Raw genomic sequence first — 15,954 nt, 5'->3', positions numbered from 1 at the left:
CGCTGTGCATTATGATTTGCAGCACCGACTACAGGAACGATGTTCTATGCTAACCATCCGTCTTGCCCGTGGCGGCTCCAAAAAGCGCCCATTCTACACCCTGACCGTGACCGACTCGCGTAACCCGGTTACCGGTTCGCACATCGAGCAGGTTGGTTTCTTCAACCCTATCGCTCGTGGCCAGGAAGTTCGCCTGTCCGTTAAGCAGGATCGCGTTGCTCACTGGCTGAGCGTTGGCGCACAGCCATCCGAGCGCGTTGCAAAACTGCTGAAAGATGCTGCTAAGGCTGCTGCCTGAATAGTATGAGCGCGACGCCAGAAAAAGCTGATGACCTGATCGTTGTTGGCAAGATTTTTTCGGTTCACGGCGTTCGCGGCGAGGTGAAGGTCTTTTCCTTTACCGATCCGATTGAAAACCTGTTGGATTACCGCAACTGGACGCTCCGGCGCGAAGGTGTGGTCAAGCAGGTCGAGCTGGTCAGCGGCCGATCCACTCAAAAGGATCTGGTTGCCAAGCTCAAAGGCCTCGACGATCGCGATGAAGCCCGTCTTCTGAGCGGTTACGAGATTTGCATCTCGCGTAGCCTTTTGCCCGACCTGACCGAAGACGAGTACTACTGGTACCAGTTGGTAGGTCTGAAAGTCATCAACCAGGACGAACAGCTGTTCGGCACGGTTGATCACCTGTTGGAGACCGGCGCGAACGATGTAATGGTGGTCAAGCCCTGCGTGGGCAGTCTGGATGATCGTGAACGCCTGTTGCCCTATACCGGGCAGTGCGTGTTGAAGGTCGACCTGGCTGCAGGCGAAATGAGGGTGGAATGGGACGCGGACTTCTAGACGATGGCGAGCCTTCGTGTCGAAGTCATTACGTTGTTCCCCGAGATGTTCTCGGCCATCAGTGAGTACGGCATTACCAGCCGCGCGGTGAAGCAGGGGTTGTTGCAACTGACCTGCCACAATCCGCGGGACTACACCACAGATCGCCACCACACCGTGGATGATCGGCCGTTTGGCGGTGGTCCGGGCATGGTGATGAAGATCAAGCCCCTGGAAGATGCGCTGGTTCAGGCCAGGCAGCAGGCAGGGGAAGCGGCGAAGGTGATCTACCTGTCGCCACAAGGCCGTCAGCTGAATCAGTCGGCGGTACGCGAACTGGCGAATGCAGAGTCGTTGATTCTCATCGCAGGTCGTTATGAAGGCATTGACGAGCGGTTCATTCAGGCTCATGTCGATGAAGAGTGGTCGATTGGCGACTATGTACTGTCTGGCGGCGAGCTGCCGGCGATGGTCCTGATCGATGCGGTTACGCGGCTGCTGCCCGGAGCTTTAGGGCATGCGGACTCGGCGGAGGAAGACTCCTTCACCGATGGTCTGCTCGATTGCCCGCACTACACCCGACCGGAGGTGTATGCGGATCAGCGTGTTCCCGACGTGTTGCTCAGTGGCAACCATGCACACATCCGGCGCTGGCGTTTACAGCAGTCCCTTGGGCGGACCTATGAACGACGCGTCGATCTTCTGGAAAGTCGCTCACTTTCTGGAGAAGAGAAGAAGCTGCTCGAGGAGTATCTCCGAGAGCGGGACGATAGTTAACGTATCGATGGTGGGTCTGACGACCTATCTTAGGAGCACAGCATGACCAACAAAATCATTCTGCAACTCGAAGCCGAGCAGATGACCAAAGAGATCCCGACCTTTGCCCCAGGCGACACTGTTGTCGTTCAGGTGAAAGTGAAGGAAGGCGACCGTTCGCGTCTGCAGGCGTTCGAAGGTGTTGTTATCGCCAAGCGTAACCGTGGTGTGAACAGTGCTTTCACTGTTCGTAAAATCTCCAACGGTGTTGGCGTAGAGCGTACTTTCCAGACCTACAGCCCGCAGATCGACAGCCTGGCCGTGAAACGTCGTGGTGACGTGCGTAAAGCCAAGCTGTACTACCTGCGCGACCTGTCCGGCAAAGCCGCTCGCATCAAGGAAAAACTGGCCTGAGGCTAGTTTGACCGGCGGGCACGGGACCGCCATGCGAAAAGAAAGCAGCCTTCGGGCTGCTTTTTTGTTGTCCGTCATTCGTGTTTCAGAGATGTCATGAACAGTAGAGAGCAAGAGATCCAGCGCCGTACCCAGTTGTCGGTGACCCGCGTGACCAAGGCGGTGTTCCCCTCGACCACCAACCATCACAACACCCTGTTCGGCGGCACCGCGCTGGCGTGGATGGACGAGGTGTCGTTCATTGCCGCCACGCGCTTCTGCCGCTTGCCGCTGGTGACGGTGTCGACCGACCGCATCGACTTCAAGCACCCGATTGCCGCCGGCTCGATCGTGGAACTGGTGGGGACGGTGGTGAAGGTGGGTACCACCAGCCTGAAGGTCGAGGTGGAGGTGTTTGTCGAAAGCATGAGCTGCGACAGTCGCGAGAAGGCGATTCACGGGTTGTTCAGCTTCGTCGCCATCGACGAAGACAAGCGGCCGGTGCCGGTGTTGCCCGGCTTCTGAACGGCCAACAAGCCCGCACGATCAACCTGCCTGCGGCTGGACCAGCGCCACCAGCGTCCACCCAGGCCCCGGCTTCAGCGCCGTATCCGGCCCTACCACATACACCCAGCCACTGGCATCGCGGGCAAACAGCAAGGTCGCGCGATCGCCATGCAACGCCTGGTAGTCCGCCCAGCCAAACGCCTCGGTCAGGTGTGTGGTGTACAGCTCGGCGCCCTGGTTGAACAGGTTGGCCAGTTGCACATAGGTCAACGCCTGGCTGCCAAACAGGCGCCCGCGATGTTCGTCACTGGCGCGGTGCTTGTCGCTGCGCTGGCGCTCCAGCCCGCTGGCCAGCACGAACAGGCGCTGATGCCCGAAATCATGTCGAAAGCGCGTGCATGCCAGGGTGTTGAGCTCGCCCGCCGGCGACAGCCCCAGCAGGTGCCCCAGGCCTACAAGGTCCAGGTGCGCATCGGCATGCTGCGAGGCCGGGTGACCGAAATAGGTCGGCAACCCCTCCATGCGCGCCGCGCGGATGTTCTCCCAGCTCGAATCGGCCAGCAGCACCCGGCTGCCCAGTTGTTGCAAGGCCGTGCCCAGGGCCCTGGCCGGCGCGTTGGCGCCCACGATCAGAAACCCGCTGGGGGCAGGCTCGGCCACCTTGAGCAGGCGCGCCAGCGGCCGCGCCGTGGCGCTTTGCAGCACCACCGTACCGATGATCACCGCGAACGTCAGCGGCACCAGCAGCAAGGCCCCCGCGTGCCCGGCCTCGTCCAGGCGTATCGCGAAAATCGCCGACACTGCCGCGGCCACGATGCCGCGCGGGGCGATCCAGGCCAGCAGCGCACGCTCGCGCCAGTTGAGCTGCGAGCCCCAGGTCGACAGCGCCACGTTCAGCGGCCGCGCAATCAGCTGAATCACTAGCAGCAGGGCCAGCACCGCAGGGCCCAGGCCGAGCAGGGCATTCAAGTCCAGGCGCGCCGCCAGCAGAATGAACAGGCCGGAGATCAGCAGCACGCTGAGGTTCTCCTTGAAGTGCAGGATCTGGCGCACATCCACGCCCTTCATGTTGGCCAGCCACATGCCCATCAGGGTCACCGCCAGCAGCCCCGACTCGTGCATCACCTGGTTGGAGGCGATGAAGATCCCCAGCACCGCTGCCAGCGAGGCCAGGTTGTGCAGGTACTCGGGCAGCCATTGATGGCGGATCACCTGGCCCAGCAGCCAGCCACCGGCCACGCCGAAGGCGCTGCCGCACAGGATCACCCCGGCGAACGTCAGCAGGCTCTGGCTCAGGCCGTCGCCAGCGGCGCTGGCAATGATGAAGCTGTACACCACCACCGCCAGCAGGGCGCCGATCGGGTCGATGACGATGCCTTCCCAGCGCAGGATGTTGGCCACCGCCGCCTTGGGCCGTACCACCCGCAGCATCGGCACGATCACGGTCGGCCCGGTGACCAGGGTCAGGGTGCCGAACAGGATCGCCAGCAGCCAGTCGAACCCCAGCAGCCAGTGGGTGGCCGCGCTGATCACCACCCAGGTGGACAGCGCGCCGAGGGTCACCATGCGCCGCACCACCGTGCCGATCTCGCGCCATTGCGACAGGTGCAGGGTCAGGCTGCCCTCGAACAGGATCAGCGCCACCGCCAGCGACACCAGCGGCATCAGCAGCGGGCCGAACAGTTCCTGCGGGTCGAGCCAACCCAGGATCGGCCCGGCCATTATGCCGCTGAGCAGCAGGAACAGGATCGCCGGCAGCTTCAGCCGCCAGGCCAGCCACTGGCAGCCCAGGGCCGCGACACCGATCCCGCCGAATGCCAGCAATATCTCTTGTTCGTTCATTCGGGCTCCCTATGCCGGCGGTGTTATGGAAGACTAGCGGTATTTTTACGGCCTACCACCGAGTCTTCATGCCCGCCATCGACCACCCGCTGATCGACCAGTTCCTCGACGCCCTGTGGCTGGAGAAGGGGCTTTCCGACAACACCCGAGCGTCCTACCGCAGCGACCTGGCCCTGTTCAACGGCTGGCTTCAGGAACGTGGCATGGTGTTGCCCGATGCTGGTCGCGAGCTGATCCTGGACCACTTGGCATGGCGCCTCGACCAGGGCTACAAGCCCCGTTCCACGGCGCGGTTCCTGTCGGGCGCGCGTGGCTTCTATCGCTACCTGCTGCGCGAGAAGCTGATCGCCCTCGACCCGACCCTGCAGGTCGACATGCCGCAACTGGGCAAGCCGTTGCCCAAGTCGCTGTCCGAGGCCGATGTGGAGGCCCTGTTGAAGGCTCCCGACCTTGGCGAGGCCATCGGCCAGCGTGACCGTGCCATGCTCGAGGTGCTGTATGCCTGCGGGCTGCGCGTCACCGAGCTGGTGAGCCTGACCCTCGATCAGGTCAACCTGCGCCAGGGCGTGCTGCGGGTGATGGGCAAGGGCAGCAAGGAGCGCCTGGTGCCGATGGGGGAGGAGGCGGTGGTGTGGGTAGAACGTTACCTGCGCGACGGCCGCGTCGAACTGCTCAACGGCCGCCCCAGCGATGTCCTGTTCCCCAGCCAGCGTGGCGAGCAGATGACCCGCCAGACCTTCTGGCACCGCATCAAGCACCAGGCCCAGGTGGCCGGGATCGGCAAGGCGCTGTCGCCGCACACCCTGCGCCATGCCTTCGCCACCCACCTGCTCAACCACGGCGCCGACCTGCGCGTGGTGCAGATGCTGCTGGGCCACAGCGACCTGTCGACCACCCAGATCTACACCCATGTGGCCCGCGCCCGCCTGCAGGAACTGCATGCCCGTCATCACCCGCGCGGCTGAGCGCTGATCGCACATTGCATGCGTCGCCAGCAGTCAATGCAGGGCGGCGAATGTGGTACGCTTTCGCGGTTTACACCCGGGCCCTGGATCGCGGCCGTTTTTCGGTACGCCTGTTCCGCTTTCGGCCCCCTGTCCGCCTTCAGGAGTTTTCATGCGCGTGACCCAGATTTTAGCCGCCGCCGCCCTGGCGCTGGCCAGTTCCTTCGCCGTGGCTGCGGCCAACGATGCCGAGCAGGCGATTCGCAAGTCGCTGCAGTCGCTGGAGTCGGAAATACCGGTCGACAGCATCGCTGCCAGCCCGGTCAACGGCCTGTACGAGGTCAAGCTCAAGGGCGGCCGTGTGCTGTACGCCAGCGCCGACGGCCAGTTCCTGGTACAGGGCTATCTGTTCCAGATCCAGGACGGCAAGCCGGTCAACCTGACCGAAAAGGCCGAGCGCGTGGCCATCGCCAAGACCATCAATGCGATTCCGGCTTCCGAAATGGTGGTTTACCCTGCCAAGGGCGAAACCAAGTCGCACATCACCGTGTTCACCGACACCACCTGCCCGTACTGCCACAAGCTGCATGCCGAAGTGCCCGAGCTGAACAAGCGCGGCATCGAGGTGCGCTACGTGGCCTTCCCGCGTCAGGGCCTGGGCTCGTCGGGTGACCAGCAGCTGCAGGCGGTATGGTGTTCCACCGACCGCAAGGCGGCCATGGACAAGATGGTCGACGGCAAGGAAATCAAGGCCGCCAAGTGCGAGAACCCGGTCAGCAAGCAGTTCCAGATGGGGCAGTCGATCGGCGTCAACGGCACACCGGCCATCGTGCTCGAGGACGGTCAGGTGATCCCGGGTTATCAGCCGGCGCCGCAAGTGGCCAAGCTGGCATTGACCGCAAGCAAGTAATTCAATCAGTGAGCCGTCACCATGGGGAGACGGCTGTTTTTTCGACCGGCGCATGGCCGGTCGTTCAATGGGGAGTTCACAGTGAAACCGGTCAAAGTAGGCATCTGTGGGTTGGGGACCGTCGGTGGCGGTACCTTCAATGTACTTCAGCGTAACGCCGAGGAGATTGCCCGCCGCGCCGGGCGTGGAATCGAAGTGGCACAAATCGCCATGCGTACGCCAAACCCGAACTGCCAGATTACCGGTACCCCCATTACCGCTGATGTGTTCGAGGTCGCGAGCAACCCCGAGATCGATATCGTCATTGAACTGATTGGCGGCTACACCATTGCCCGCGAGCTGGTGCTCAAGGCCATCGAGAACGGCAAGCACGTGGTCACCGCCAACAAGGCGCTGATTGCCGTGCACGGCAACGAAATCTTCGCCAGGGCGCGCGAGAAGGGCGTCATCGTCGCCTTCGAAGCGGCCGTGGCCGGCGGCATCCCGGTGATCAAGGCGATCCGCGAAGGCCTGTCGGCCAACCGCATCAACTGGGTGGCCGGTATCATCAACGGCACCGGCAACTTCATCCTCACCGAAATGCGCGAGAAGGGCCGCACCTTCCCCGACGTGCTGGCCGAAGCCCAGGCGCTGGGCTATGCCGAGGCCGACCCGACGTTCGACGTCGAGGGCATCGACGCCGCGCACAAGCTCACCATCCTGGCGTCCATCGCTTTCGGTATCCCGCTGCAGTTCGACAAGGCCTACACCGAAGGTATCACCCAGCTGACCACGGCCGACGTGAACTACGCCGAAGCGCTGGGCTACCGCATCAAGCACCTGGGGGTGGCCCGCAGCACGGCCAATGGCATCGAACTGCGCGTGCACCCGACGCTGATTCCGGCCGACCGCCTGATCGCCAATGTCAACGGCGTGATGAACGCGGTGATGGTCAACGGTGACGCCGCAGGCTCCACCCTGTTCTACGGCGCCGGCGCCGGCATGGAACCGACCGCCTCGTCGGTGATCGCCGACCTGGTCGACGTGGTCCGTGCCATGACCAGCGACCCGGAAAACCGCGTGCCGCACCTGGCTTTCCAGCCCGACTCGCTGTCGGCTCACCCGATCCTGCCGATCGAAGCCTGCGAGAGCGCCTACTACCTGCGCATCCAGGCCAAGGATCGTCCGGGCGTGCTGGCCCAGGTGGCGAGCATCCTGTCCGAGCGCGGCATCAATATCGAGTCGATCATGCAGAAGGAAGTCGAGGAGCACGATGGCCTGGTGCCGATGATCCTGCTCACCCACAGCGTGCTCGAGCAGCGCATGGACGACGCGATCACCGCCCTGGAAGCCCTGCAGGATGTGGTTGGCAGCGTTGTGCGCATCCGCGTCGAACAACTGAACTGAGCCGTCTTTGAGTTAGAGGAATAGGTCATGCGTTACATCAGTACCCGCGGCAAGGCACCGGCCCTGAATTTTGAAGATGTCCTGCTGGCCGGCCTGGCCAGCGATGGCGGCCTGTACGTGCCGGAAAACCTGCCGCGCTTCACCCAGGAAGAAATCGCCTCGTGGGCCGGCCTGCCGTACCACGAGCTGGCCTTCCGGGTGATGCGCCCGTTCGTCACCGGCTCCATTGCCGATGCCGACTTCAAGAAGATCCTCGAAGAAACCTACGGCGAGTTCGCTCACGCCGCGGTTGCCCCGCTGCGTCAGCTGAACAGCAACGAGTGGGTACTGGAGCTGTTCCACGGCCCGACCCTGGCGTTCAAGGACTTCGCCCTGCAACTGCTCGGCCGCCTGCTCGATCACGTGCTGGCAAAGCGCGGCGAGCGCGTGGTGATCATCGGTGCCACCAGCGGTGACACCGGTTCGGCTGCCATCGAAGGCTGCCGGCGTTGCGACAACGTCGACATCTTCATCCTGCACCCGCACCAGCGTGTGTCGGAAGTTCAGCGCCGCCAGATGACCACCATCTTCGGCGAGAACATCCACAACATCGCCATCGAAGGCAACTTCGACGACTGCCAGGAGATGGTCAAGGCCAGCTTCGCCGACCAGGGCTTCCTCAAGGGCACCCGCCTGGTGGCCGTGAACTCGATCAACTGGGCGCGGATCATGGCCCAGATCGTGTACTACTTCCACGCCGCCCTGCAGTTGGGTGGCCCGGCGCGTTCGGTGGCGTTCTCGGTGCCTACCGGCAACTTCGGCGACATCTTCGCCGGCTACCTGGCGCGCAACATGGGCCTGCCGATCAGCCAGCTGATCGTGGCAACCAACCGCAACGACATCCTGCACCGCTTCATGAGCGGCAACCAGTACGTCAAGGAAACCCTGCACGCCACCCTGTCGCCGTCGATGGACATCATGGTGTCGTCGAACTTCGAGCGCCTGCTGTTCGACCTGCACGGTCGCAACGGCGCCGAGATTGCCGGCCTGATGGACACCTTCAAGCAGGGTGGCGGCTTCAGCGTCGAGCAAGACCGCTGGACCGAGGCGCGCAAGCTGTTCGATTCGCTGGCGGTGGATGATGCGCAAACCTGCGAGACCATCGCCGACGTGTTCGCGCAAACCGGCGAAGTGCTCGACCCGCACACCGCGATTGGCGTCAAGGCCGGCCGCGAGTGCCGTCGCAGCCTGGACACGCCGATGGTGGTGCTGGGTACCGCGCACCCGGTCAAGTTCCCCGAGGCGGTGGAGAAGGCGGGCGTGGGCAAGGCCCTGGAGCTGCCGGCGCACCTGACCGACCTGTTCTCCCGCGAGGAGAAATGCACGGTACTGCCCAACGACCTGAAAGCGGTGCAGGCCTTCGTCAGCCAGCACGGCAACCGTGGCAAGCCGCTCTGACGGCAGCGGTATGCAGCGTTGAACCAGGCCCCGGTGCGCAAGCCCCGGGGCTTTTTGTTGCGCGGCCCGCCATGCCACGGCAGGAACCTGGCTTGCTGGCGAACCGACGCGACGCGTCGATACCGTGGCGACAGGAGGACGTTGCCGCCCCCTGGTTTCGGATTTTTCCTATGGGACGCCCGCGCGGGCTTTCCTAGAGTGGGCGCCCGTCCAATCCGGAGTCGCCCATGCGCTCACTCAAGGTTCTGCTTCTGGAGCCCCATGCCTACCGGCTGATGAACCTGCACCAGATGCTCAATGGCCTGGGCATCTACGACGTGCGCGTGGCTGAAACGACCCTCCAGGCGCACGGTGTGCTCGAACGACGGGGGCCGGTGGATATCGTCATCTGTGACCCGCTGTCGCCCGAGCACGATGGCATGGGCTTCATCGAGCACCTGGCGCTGCACGGCCTCGCCAGTGCCCTGATTGTCCTCAGTGGCGCCAGGCGCAGCGTGCTCCAGGGGGTTGTCGAACTGATCGAGCTGTCGGGCCTGCGGGTGCTGGGCAGCACCCCCGCGCCAGCCAGCCCCAGCCAGTTGCACCCGTTGCTGCTGCAACACCCGGAGGCCGGGCCCGTGGCATGAATCTGTCATGTGCACCGGGCATGCTCGATGAACGTGCAGCGCGCCGCGGCAGAACTTTCAGCCTGTGCCGAGGGTCAGTGAAAGACCCCCTTCAACAACAACGTGAACGGTGAATGGATGGACAATATCAGCTTGTTGCTAAGTGAAGCATTGACGCCCTATCAGGTCACGCTGACCTCCCGGCATGCCAGTGCCGACTTCGACCTGCAGCTGGTCGACCCTGCCGGCGACACCGTGCTGCAGCGCAGTGTCAAGGCCAGCCAGCTGCATGACCAGCGCCTGCTCATCGACCTGGTGGACGGTATCCAACGTGACCTGCGCATCCACGAAGGACGCCTGCAACCCTGCGTGATCGCAGCCCTCAAACATGCCCGCCAGGGCCGCGCGCAAATCGTTGCGGCGTGACGGGAACCTTTGTCCAGACAGGTACTCAGACAGCTTAAGAACAGTTGAACGGCATTTTGCTCCGATGCCGCCAGGCTGTTCGTGCGAGGCTCCAAGCAGCCCTCGTTTAACCCCGACGGCCTCCCCACCGCTCGGGGTTTCTTTTTGCCTGCGTAAAAGCGCGTGCCGGGGTCAGTGCTGGCTCAGCAGCTCGCGCGCCGCATCGAGGTAGGTCTTGCGCTGGTCGGGCTCTAGCCATTGTGCATACAGCGGCGCCAGGGTCTGCAGGCGCAGGTTGCGCAGCAACTGGTCGAGGTGGCTGATGGCCTCGCGGCCCAGCGGGGTGTCGGAGCAACCCACGTAGGTCAGCTGGTAGCGCGCCACGCCCTTGATCGGGAAGTACGTCAGGGCCTGGGGCTGCGGCTGCTTTTCGTTCATGTAGCGCACTTCCGGCCAGTAGGCCAGCAGCAGGTTCAGGCGCCCCAGCTGCTGCATCTGCAGCAGGCTGCCCACCGCATCGTTGCCGTAATGGCGGCTGATGGTGGCGGGCGGGGCGTTGGCCAGTATCGCGTCCACGGCGGGGCTGTAGCTGCGCTGGCCGACGACACCGAGCTTGTGCGTGTTGCTTGCCAGCAGGGCGTCCAGGTCGATTTCGCCATCGTGCAGGTACGGCGCAAGGCTTGCCTGGTCGCTCTGGCGGGCAATCACCATGTTGCTCTGCGCAGCCAGCGCCGGTATCGAGAACTTCACGAAGCGCTCGCGCTCCGGGGTTCGCAGCAGCGTGGGGTCGCAGGTGAAGGAGGGTTCCTGGAGCATCTGCATGCCGCGCGCGCGGTTGACCCGCACGATGCTGTGCTGGTACTCGGGCATCTGCGCGATGAGCAGCGGCAGCAGCTGGTCCATGGCGCCCTGGCCGGTTTTGGGGCCCTCGAACACGGTCAGCGGTGGCAGGTCGCGCAACAGCCAGGTGAGGGTTTCCTTGGCCCAGCTCGAGGCAGGCAGCAGGCTCAGCAGCACAGCCAGCAGTGCGCCGTGCAGGGTGCAGCACATGGCGCGACTCAGACCGCGCCCTGTTCGCGAAGATGGGCGATCTGCGCCGCGTCATAGCCCAGCTCGCCCAGCAACTGCGCGGTGTGCTCGCCCAGCGCCGGCCCCACCCACTCACTGGAGCCTGGGGTGTCCGACAGCTTGGGCACGATGCCCGGCATCTTGAACGGCTTGCCGTCGGGCAGCCTGGCCTGGAGGAACATCTCGCGGGCGAGAAACTGCGGGTCGCTGAACATGTCTTCGGCCGAGTAGATGCGGCTGGCCGGCACCTGGGCCTGGTTGAGCACCTGCATCAGGGTGTCCAGCGGCACGCTGCGGGCCCAGCGGTCGATCACTGCATACAGCTCGTCGCGGCGCAGGTCGCGCCCGTCATTGCTGGCCAGCGCCGGGTCGGCGGCCAGGTCGTCGCGCCCGATGGCCTGCATGAAGCGCTTGAAGATCGCATCGCCATTGGCGCCGATCTGCACATGCTTGCCATCGGCGCTGGTATGGATGGAGGAGGGGGTGATGCCCGGCATGATGTTGCCGGTGCGCTCGCGGATGAAGCCGAACACGTCGAACTCCGGCACCATGCTCTCCATCATCGCGAAGATGGCCTCGTACAGGGCCACGTCGACCACCTGGCCCTGGCCCCCGTTGACCTCGCGATGACGCAGCGCCATCAGTGCCCCGATCACGCCCCACAGCGCGGCAATCGAGTCGCCGATGGAAATGCCGGTGCGTACCGGCGGGCGGTCCTCGAAACCTGTGATGTAGCGCAGCCCGCCCATCGACTCGCCGACCGCGCCGAAGCCGGGCTGGTCCTTCATCGGCCCGGTCTGGCCGAAGCCGGACAGGCGTACCATCACCAGCTTCGGGTTCAGCGCGTGCAGTACCTCCCAGCCCAGGCCGAGCTTTTCCAGCACGCCGGGGCGGAAGTTCTCGATCAGGATGTCGGCCTCGCCCAGCAGCTGCTTGAGAATGGCCAGGCCTTCGGGGTGCTTGAGGTTGAGCGTGAGCGACTGCTTGTTGCGCGCCTGCACGAACCACCACAGCGAGGTGCCCTCGTACAGCTTGCGCCATTTGCGCAGCGGGTCGCCGCCATCGGGCGATTCGACCTTGACCACCTGGGCGCCGAATTCGGCGCAGATGCGCGAGGCGAAGGGGCCGGCGATCAGGGTGCCGAGTTCGATGACTTTGAGGCCGGCAAGCGGTTTGGTGGGCAACGACATGGGGCTTCCGTGGCAGCAGGGCAGAGCGCTAGTTTTTATCACAGGGCGGCAGCGGCAGATACTGCTGTTGGCCGCAGATTGTACGGTTCGGTTCGTTGATTGCCAGCGCATCGGTTAGACTGGGCGACTTTTCCTGTTACCAGAAGCCCGTCCATGGCCCAGCCGTCCACCACCTACAAGTTTGAACTGAACCTCACCGATCTCGACCGCGGCGTGTACGAAAGCGTCAAGCAGACCATCGCCCGCCACCCTTCGGAAACCGAAGAGCGCATGGCCGTGCGCCTGCTGGCCTATGCCCTCTGGTACAACGAGCAGCTGTCGTTCGGTCGCGGCCTGTCGGACGTCGACGAGCCGGCGCTGTGGGAAAAAAGCCTGGATGACCGGGTGCTGCACTGGATCGAAGTCGGCCAGCCCGATGCCGACCGCCTGACCTGGTGCTCGCGCCGCACCGAGCGCACCAGCCTGCTGGCCTACGGCAGCCTGCGGGTATGGGAAACCAAGGTGATCCCGGCGGTCAAGAACCTGAAGAACCTCAACATCGCCGCCGTGCCGCAAGAGGTGCTGGAGGTCCTGGCCAAGGACATGCCACGCGCCATCAAGTGGGATGTGATGATCAGCGAAGGCACGGTGTTCGTCACCGACGACCGCGGCCAGCACGAAGTCCAGCTGCAATGGCTGCTGGGCGAGCGCGGCTGATCCGCCCGCCGACCTTTTTCAAACCAGAGAAGCCTTGATCACTCCATGCGTATCGAACCGCGTTCACTGCCGTCCACCCTGCCGTTTCTTGGCGACCTGCCGCCCCTGCTGACCCGCCTGTACGCCGCCCGTGGCGTACAGAGCGCCGTCGAGCTGGACAAGAGCCTGGCACGCCTGCTGCCCTATCAGCAGCTCAAGGGTATCGACGCGGCGGTAAACCTGCTGGTGGAGGCACTGGACCAGCGCCAGCGCATCCTGATCGTCGGCGACTTCGACGCCGACGGTGCCACGGCCAGCACCGTGGGCGTGCTGGGCCTGCGCCTGCTGGGCGCCGCGCACGTCGACTACCTGGTGCCCAACCGTTTCGAATACGGTTACGGGCTGACCCCGGAAATCGTCGAGGTGGCACTGCAGCGCACGCCGCAGCTGCTGATCACCGTGGACAACGGCATCTCCAGCGTCGAAGGCGTGGCGGCGGCCAAGGCGGCCGGCCTGAAGGTGCTGGTCACCGACCACCACTTGCCGGGCCATGCGCTGCCGGCGGCCGATGCCATCGTCAACCCCAACCAGCCGGGCTGCGAGTTTCCGAGCAAGGCACTGGCCGGGGTCGGGGTGATCTTCTACGTATTGATGGCGCTGCGTGCGCGCCTGCGCAGCCTGGGCCGCTACGACGACCGCCCGCAGCCGAACATCGGCGAGCTGCTCGACCTGGTGGCGCTGGGCAGCGTGGCCGACGTGGTACCGCTGGATGCCAACAACCGCATCCTCGTGCACCAGGGCCTGGAGCGCATCCGTGCCGGTCGTGCGCGCCCGGGGCTCAAGGCGATTCTCGAGGTGGCCCGGCGCGAAGCGGCGCGCATCACCTCCACCGACCTGGGCTTCATCCTGGGCCCGCGGCTCAATGCTGCCGGGCGCCTGGACGACATGAGCCTGGGCATCGAATGCCTGCTCAGCGACGACCCGAGCCTGGCCCGCGAGATGGCGGTGCAGCTGGACGAACTGAACCAGGACCGCAAGTCCATCGAACAGGGCATGCAGCGCGAGGCGCTGGCCCAGCTCAAGGACCTGCCGCTGGAGTCGATGCCGTTCGGCCTGTGCCTGTACGAGGCTGACTGGCACCAGGGCGTGATCGGCATTCTGGCCTCGCGTCTGAAAGAACGTTATCACCGCCCGACCATCGCCTTTGCCGACGCCGGCGAAGGCATGCTCAAGGGCTCTGCGCGCTCGGTGCCGGGCTTTCACATTCGCGATGCGCTGGACGCCGTGGCGGCGGCCAACCCGGAGCTGATCAGCAAGTTCGGCGGGCACGCCATGGCGGCGGGGCTGTCGCTGCCGGCCGAGAACTTCCCGGCGTTCGCCCAGGCGTTCGACGAAGAAGTCCGCCGCCAGTTGCAGGAGGACGACCTCACCGGCCGGCTGCTGTCCGACGGCAGCCTGGCGGTCGAGGAGTTCCACCTGGAGCTGGCCCGCGCCCTGCGCAACGCCGGGCCGTGGGGGCAGCATTTTCCCGAGCCGCTGTTTCATGGCGTGTTCCAGCTGGTGCAGCAGCGGGTGGTGGGCGAGCGTCACCTGAAGGTGGTGCTCAAGAGCGAATGCGGTTCGGTGACCCTCGACGGCATCGCCTTCGGCATCGACCGCGAGGTATGGCCCAACCCCACCGTGCGCTGGGTGGAGCTGGCCTACAAGCTGGACGTCAACGAGTTTCGCGGCAACGAGACGGTGCAGTTGATGATCGCCCACATCGAGCCGCGCTGAACCCCTGGGTGGGCAAACTGGTCTAGTCTCTCAGAGACCGGCACTGAGCCGCGGGGAAGCCAAGGCGCTCGGTCCGGTCCACCATTCGGAGACTGGAGAGGTGCCCCATGAGCCTGCTGCTTGAGCCCTATACCCTGCGTCAACTGACGCTGCCCAACCGCATTGCGGTCTCGCCGATGTGCCAGTATTCGAGCGTCGACGGCCTGGCCAACGACTGGCACCTGGTCCACCTGGGCAGCCGCGCGGTCGGCGGTGCCGGGTTGATCTTCACCGAAGCCACCGCCGTCACGGCCGAGGGCCGCATCACCGCCCAGGACCTGGGCCTGTGGTGCGACGAACAGATCGCCCCCCTGCAACGCATCACCCGCTTCATCACAGCCCAGGGCGTGGTGCCCGGCATTCAGCTGGCGCACGCCGGGCGCAAGGCCAGCACGCATCGGCCGTGGCTGGGCAAGCACGGCAGCGTCAAGCCCGAGGACGGTGGCTGGGTGCCGGTGGGGCCGTCGAAAATCGCCTTCGACCCGCAGCACACGGCGCCCACCGAATTGAGCGAAGGGCAGATCCACGAGGTGATCCAGGCCTTTGTCGAGGCCGCCCGGCGTGCACTGGTGGCCGGCTTCAAGGTCGTGGAGGTGCATGCCGCCCATGGCTACCTGCTGCACCAGTTTCTCTCGCCATTGAGCAACCAGCGTCGCGACCAGTACGGCAGCTCGTTCGAGAACCGCATTCGCCTGACCCTGCAGGTGACCGAGGCGGTGCGCGAGGTGTGGCCGTCGGAGTTGCCGCTGTTCGTGCGGGTATCGGCCACCGACTGGGTGGAGGATGGCTGGAACCCGGATGAAACCGTCGAACTGGCCAAGCGCCTCAAGGCCCTGGGCGCCGACCTGATCGACGTTTCGTCGGGGGGCACCTCGATGAATGCCGAGATTCCCACCGGGCCTGGCTATCAGACACGCTTTGCCGAGCGGGTGCGCAAGGAATCGGGGATCGCCACCGGCACGGTGGGCATGATCACCGAGCCGGCCCAGGCCGAGCACATTCTGCGCACCGGCCAGGCCGACATCATCCTGCTGGCCCGCGAGCTGCTGCGCGATCCGTACTGGCCGCTGCATGCCGACGATGACCTGGGCGGGCAGAAGGCCATATGGCCGGCGCAGTACCAGCGTGCGACCCACCGCGACCAGCCGATCCACGAGTCCGACCTGCGCGACTGAAGGCTATGCCAAAGGGCCGCCGAGCGG

General features: G+C 64.7%; 17 protein-coding genes. 14 read left to right on the top strand and 3 right to left on the bottom strand.

Going from position 1 to position 15,954, the window contains the following annotated elements:
* The first annotated feature begins 46 nt into the window (after positions 1-46).
* The 5 genes from rpsP to NP552_RS05720 all read left to right on the top strand — a co-directional run bounded on the left by rpsP (position 47) and on the right by NP552_RS05720 (position 2,493).
* The gene (gene rpsP / locus NP552_RS05740; RefSeq protein ID WP_028942918.1) at positions 47-298 is read left to right on the top strand and encodes a 30S ribosomal protein S16; all 252 of its coding nucleotides are present in this window, start codon (positions 47-49) and stop codon (positions 296-298) included.
* Positions 299-303: 5 nt separating this feature from the next.
* Positions 304-840 (top strand): ribosome maturation factor RimM, encoded by a 537-nt coding sequence (gene rimM / locus NP552_RS05735; RefSeq protein ID WP_043863184.1) that lies wholly within the window; start codon positions 304-306, stop codon positions 838-840.
* Positions 841-843: 3 nt separating this feature from the next.
* On the top strand, positions 844-1,596 hold the full coding sequence (trmD, locus tag NP552_RS05730) for a tRNA (guanosine(37)-N1)-methyltransferase TrmD (RefSeq protein ID WP_043863185.1): 753 nt from the start codon (positions 844-846) through the stop codon (positions 1,594-1,596).
* Between the two features lie 42 nt (positions 1,597-1,638).
* On the top strand, positions 1,639-1,989 hold the full coding sequence (gene rplS / locus NP552_RS05725; RefSeq protein WP_043863186.1) for a 50S ribosomal protein L19: 351 nt from the start codon (positions 1,639-1,641) through the stop codon (positions 1,987-1,989).
* Positions 1,990-2,085: 96 nt separating this feature from the next.
* Positions 2,086-2,493, top strand: coding sequence for an acyl-CoA thioesterase (locus NP552_RS05720; protein WP_043863187.1), 408 nt, complete (start codon positions 2,086-2,088; stop codon positions 2,491-2,493).
* A 21-nt stretch (positions 2,494-2,514) separates the two neighbouring features.
* On the opposite strand, the gene NP552_RS05715 is transcribed toward NP552_RS05720, so the two are convergent.
* Positions 2,515-4,317, bottom strand: a complete 1,803-nt coding sequence (locus tag NP552_RS05715; protein WP_054915032.1) for a cation:proton antiporter — start codon at positions 4,315-4,317, stop codon at positions 2,515-2,517.
* Between the two features lie 68 nt (positions 4,318-4,385).
* On the opposite strand from NP552_RS05715, the gene xerD reads away from it, so the two are divergent.
* The 6 genes from xerD to NP552_RS05685 all read left to right on the top strand — a co-directional run bounded on the left by xerD (position 4,386) and on the right by NP552_RS05685 (position 10,025).
* The gene (gene xerD / locus NP552_RS05710) at positions 4,386-5,282 is read left to right on the top strand and encodes a site-specific tyrosine recombinase XerD (RefSeq protein WP_043863189.1); all 897 of its coding nucleotides are present in this window, start codon (positions 4,386-4,388) and stop codon (positions 5,280-5,282) included.
* A 151-nt stretch (positions 5,283-5,433) separates the two neighbouring features.
* Positions 5,434-6,171, top strand: coding sequence for a bifunctional protein-disulfide isomerase/oxidoreductase DsbC (gene dsbC, locus NP552_RS05705; protein WP_043863190.1), 738 nt, complete (start codon positions 5,434-5,436; stop codon positions 6,169-6,171).
* An 81-nt stretch (positions 6,172-6,252) separates the two neighbouring features.
* Positions 6,253-7,557: a homoserine dehydrogenase gene (locus NP552_RS05700; protein ID WP_043863191.1), complete on the top strand. Its 1,305-nt coding sequence runs from the start codon at positions 6,253-6,255 to the stop codon at positions 7,555-7,557.
* A gap of 27 nt (positions 7,558-7,584) precedes the next feature.
* Positions 7,585-8,994: a threonine synthase gene (gene thrC / locus NP552_RS05695; RefSeq protein WP_054915029.1), complete on the top strand. Its 1,410-nt coding sequence runs from the start codon at positions 7,585-7,587 to the stop codon at positions 8,992-8,994.
* A gap of 227 nt (positions 8,995-9,221) precedes the next feature.
* A complete protein-coding gene (locus tag NP552_RS05690) occupies positions 9,222-9,620 on the top strand; it encodes a response regulator (RefSeq protein ID WP_052504291.1) in 399 nt (132 codons plus the stop codon).
* 117 nt (positions 9,621-9,737) lie between these two features.
* Entirely contained in the window at positions 9,738-10,025 is a 288-nt protein-coding gene (locus NP552_RS05685; RefSeq protein WP_054915027.1) for a DUF3509 domain-containing protein, read from the top strand.
* Between the two features lie 171 nt (positions 10,026-10,196).
* Here NP552_RS05685 and NP552_RS05680 read toward each other — a convergent pair whose 3' ends face one another.
* Together NP552_RS05680 and NP552_RS05675 are read right to left on the bottom strand one after the other, a co-directional pair.
* On the bottom strand, positions 10,197-11,054 hold the full coding sequence (locus NP552_RS05680; protein WP_274096544.1) for a TIGR02285 family protein: 858 nt from the start codon (positions 11,052-11,054) through the stop codon (positions 10,197-10,199).
* Positions 11,055-11,062: 8 nt separating this feature from the next.
* Positions 11,063-12,262 carry a CaiB/BaiF CoA transferase family protein gene (locus NP552_RS05675; RefSeq protein ID WP_043863195.1) on the bottom strand — a complete coding sequence of 400 codons (1,200 nt, stop codon included), beginning with the start codon at positions 12,260-12,262 and terminating at the stop codon, positions 11,063-11,065.
* Positions 12,263-12,415: 153 nt separating this feature from the next.
* Here NP552_RS05675 and NP552_RS05670 point away from each other — a divergent pair, with 153 nt between their 5' ends.
* The 3 genes from NP552_RS05670 to NP552_RS05660 all read left to right on the top strand — a co-directional run bounded on the left by NP552_RS05670 (position 12,416) and on the right by NP552_RS05660 (position 15,927).
* Positions 12,416-12,958 (top strand): YaeQ family protein, encoded by a 543-nt coding sequence (locus tag NP552_RS05670; RefSeq protein WP_054915026.1) that lies wholly within the window; start codon positions 12,416-12,418, stop codon positions 12,956-12,958.
* 45 nt (positions 12,959-13,003) lie between these two features.
* On the top strand, positions 13,004-14,713 hold the full coding sequence (gene recJ, locus NP552_RS05665) for a single-stranded-DNA-specific exonuclease RecJ (RefSeq protein ID WP_274096543.1): 1,710 nt from the start codon (positions 13,004-13,006) through the stop codon (positions 14,711-14,713).
* 107 nt (positions 14,714-14,820) lie between these two features.
* Entirely contained in the window at positions 14,821-15,927 is a 1,107-nt protein-coding gene (locus NP552_RS05660; protein WP_043863198.1) for an NADH:flavin oxidoreductase/NADH oxidase, read from the top strand.
* Positions 15,928-15,954: the final 27 nt, after the last annotated feature.

It is taken from the genome of Pseudomonas sp. 8209, assembly GCF_028682105.1.
GTDB lineage: Bacteria > Pseudomonadota > Gammaproteobacteria > Pseudomonadales > Pseudomonadaceae > Aquipseudomonas > Aquipseudomonas palmensis.
This window is presented reverse-complemented; position numbering and strand designations above follow the sequence as displayed.